Raw genomic sequence first — 2,067 nt, forward strand, 5'->3', positions numbered from 1 at the left:
TACACAAATTGTAAAGCATTGCTCTGCAGATGAGCTTTTGCCTATAATAAGGGATTTAAGCGACATTATCAAGACAGAATTTTATAGTGATTGTTGGGCTGCGTATGATGGATTAGTAGATTTCGGCGCAAAAGCACATTATCGTGTTAAACATAGCAAAAATGAGTTTGCAAAAGGTAGAAATCACATAAATGGTATTGAAAACTTCTGGGGCTATGCAAAACATAGATTAAGCAAATTTAAAGGAATCAAAAAAGAGAATTTTTTGCTTCACTTAAAAGAAACAGAATTTAGGTATAATACTCAAATTAGACAGCAAGATTTGTATAAAATCTTGCTGAAAATGATAAGAAATCAACCGCTTAAGTTGTCTTGAGCCTAGTTTTTTTGTATTGGATTTGACTTTAAAAAACTTTTTTGGCATAATGCCTATCTAAGAGTTTAAAAGGAGATAATCCCTTTTAGTTAAAGCCCTAGATGATATACTTAGGGCTTTCTCTTATTCTTTTGCATACGCAGTTACTATCCATTTATTTTTTAGACTTTCGCCATTCCAATTTTGTTTTAATAATACTTTATGTCCTTTGTAAAAAATCTGCGTGGCTTCATTTTTTCTCATTTTTACTTCGCCTTTTGTTAAAATTTCATTTAGTTTTTCTGCAGTTATTTCTGGGGGTTTTTTCTTTATTTTTGATAGTCCATATCCTTGTATATTACCATTTTCACTTTGCCATACTTTCCCTCATACTAAATCAATACTACCAATATCCTCTCTATAAAAAGCTCCAGCGACAAAACCATTTCTCACTTGTGATAAATGGTTAAAGGCTTTTATGCCTTGCCCTCTAAATTCCTCATAATTATTACCAAATGCTTGTGCTAATTTTTGATTATCCATATTGCTACCTTTATCAAGTTTTTGGCTTGATATTGTATCTAAAATCTTAGCATTGTGTAGGCTTGTTGCGTTATTAGTATTTTTGCCTTGCATTCTCTCTAGTAAGGCTTTAGCGCGTGGGCTTGTCTTAGCAAGTTTTTCTAGCCTTTTTGTGCTAATTTGTAGTCCTTTGCCTGCTAGCGCACCGCTTGCAAATCCTGCTAGAAATTTTTCAGGGCTGAAACTTTTTATGTTGCCATTTTCATCTCTTTCTGTGTCTGCGATTCCCCCTGTGAGTAAGCTCGCTCCTATGTTATGACTTATCTTTTATCATTCCTTTTAAAACCAAAAAATGATAAATACATTCTGCTAGCCAATCAGCAATTTTGCGAATATCAGCACTACTGCTACAACCGCAATTATCGCATATTTCTAGCCCTAAATCCCCGCTGTTGTTGTATAGAGATGTCAATAACAATGTCTTAATTTGCGTTTGTATGTTTTGTTTTTGGCTCATTTGTAAAATCCTTTAATAAAAAATAATGCGTGGATTTTAGACAAAAAGCGGTGGTAAATAAAGGTGGTTAGAATTTTTTGTTGTCATATTGAGTTTGCGTAGCAAACGAAATATCTCTTTTTGGTGTTTTTGTGTAGTTTTGTTGTTTTTGTGTGGGTTTTTGTTGTGCTTGTGGTGTGCTTTGGGTAGATTTTGTTTTTGTTTGCTTTTTTTGTCTTGCTTGCAAGGGATTTTAGGTAGATAAAAGTTTAGCTTGCAAGGCATTTAGCGATTCTAAAACGCGTTTGATTGCTACTAAATCTGTGCTTGGGGAGGGGGTGCTACATTGTGCTAAAAGACTCTCTTGCTCGGCTTGTTTTAAGGCTTCTTGCTTTTCTTTTTCTTGTTCTTGCTTGGTTTGCAAAAGAGAATCTAGCTCGGTTTGTGTGGTTGTTAGTTGATTTTGCAAAGATTTTAGGGTAGATTCTGCGTTTGCTAGCTCGGCTGTTTTTGTAAAAAAAATAAATTTTTTTCATTCGAGCGTTCAAACTTCTGCACCTTGTTGCGTTTGTGCAACACGAGGTTTTGCCTGTATTTTTCTCACATCTTGTGCAAACATAATAATAATCTGTGTATGCTGGATTTGTTTTAGGCTCAAGACAACTTAAGCGGATTTTCTTTTATCATTTTTAGC

The 2,067-nt window shown here is 34.3% G+C and carries 7 protein-coding genes; 2 read left to right on the forward strand and 5 right to left on the reverse strand.

Features of this window, described 5'->3' with window-relative positions:
- Positions 1 to 376: IS1595 family transposase (locus ACWIX0_RS13365; protein WP_454174476.1), on the forward strand; the 376-nt coding region annotated here is incomplete at its 5' end.
- Positions 377 to 499: 123 nt separating this feature from the next.
- Here the strand turns inward: ACWIX0_RS13365 and ACWIX0_RS13370 are convergent.
- Both ACWIX0_RS13370 and ACWIX0_RS13375 read right to left on the reverse strand, forming a co-directional pair.
- Entirely contained in the window at positions 500 to 712 is a 213-nt protein-coding gene (locus ACWIX0_RS13370) for a putative barnase/colicin E5 family endoribonuclease (RefSeq protein WP_454174482.1), read from the reverse strand.
- Positions 713 to 742: 30 nt separating this feature from the next.
- Entirely contained in the window at positions 743 to 991 is a 249-nt protein-coding gene (locus ACWIX0_RS13375; protein WP_454174477.1) for a hypothetical protein, read from the reverse strand.
- Positions 992 to 1,049: 58 nt separating this feature from the next.
- On the opposite strand from ACWIX0_RS13375, the gene ACWIX0_RS13380 reads away from it, so the two are divergent.
- On the forward strand, positions 1,050 to 1,196 hold the full coding sequence (locus ACWIX0_RS13380; RefSeq protein WP_454174478.1) for a hypothetical protein: 147 nt from the start codon (positions 1,050 to 1,052) through the stop codon (positions 1,194 to 1,196).
- Here the strand turns inward: ACWIX0_RS13380 and ACWIX0_RS13385 are convergent.
- Genes ACWIX0_RS13385 through ACWIX0_RS13395 form a run of 3 tightly spaced genes read right to left on the reverse strand, consistent with a single transcriptional unit; the run spans position 1,191 to position 1,842 of the window.
- Positions 1,191 to 1,394 carry a hypothetical protein gene (locus ACWIX0_RS13385; protein ID WP_454174479.1) on the reverse strand — a complete coding sequence of 68 codons (204 nt, stop codon included), beginning with the start codon at positions 1,392 to 1,394 and terminating at the stop codon, positions 1,191 to 1,193. The genes ACWIX0_RS13380 and ACWIX0_RS13385 overlap by 6 nt on opposite strands.
- A 36-nt stretch (positions 1,395 to 1,430) precedes the next feature.
- Positions 1,431 to 1,658: a hypothetical protein gene (locus ACWIX0_RS13390; RefSeq protein ID WP_454174480.1), complete on the reverse strand. Its 228-nt coding sequence runs from the start codon at positions 1,656 to 1,658 to the stop codon at positions 1,431 to 1,433.
- The gene (locus ACWIX0_RS13395; protein ID WP_454174481.1) at positions 1,627 to 1,842 is read right to left on the reverse strand and encodes a hypothetical protein; all 216 of its coding nucleotides are present in this window, start codon (positions 1,840 to 1,842) and stop codon (positions 1,627 to 1,629) included. Before ACWIX0_RS13395 ends, ACWIX0_RS13390 begins: the two co-directional genes overlap by 32 nt.
- Positions 1,843 to 2,067: the final 225 nt, after the last annotated feature.

Source organism: Helicobacter sp. T3_23-1059 (genome assembly GCF_053654515.1).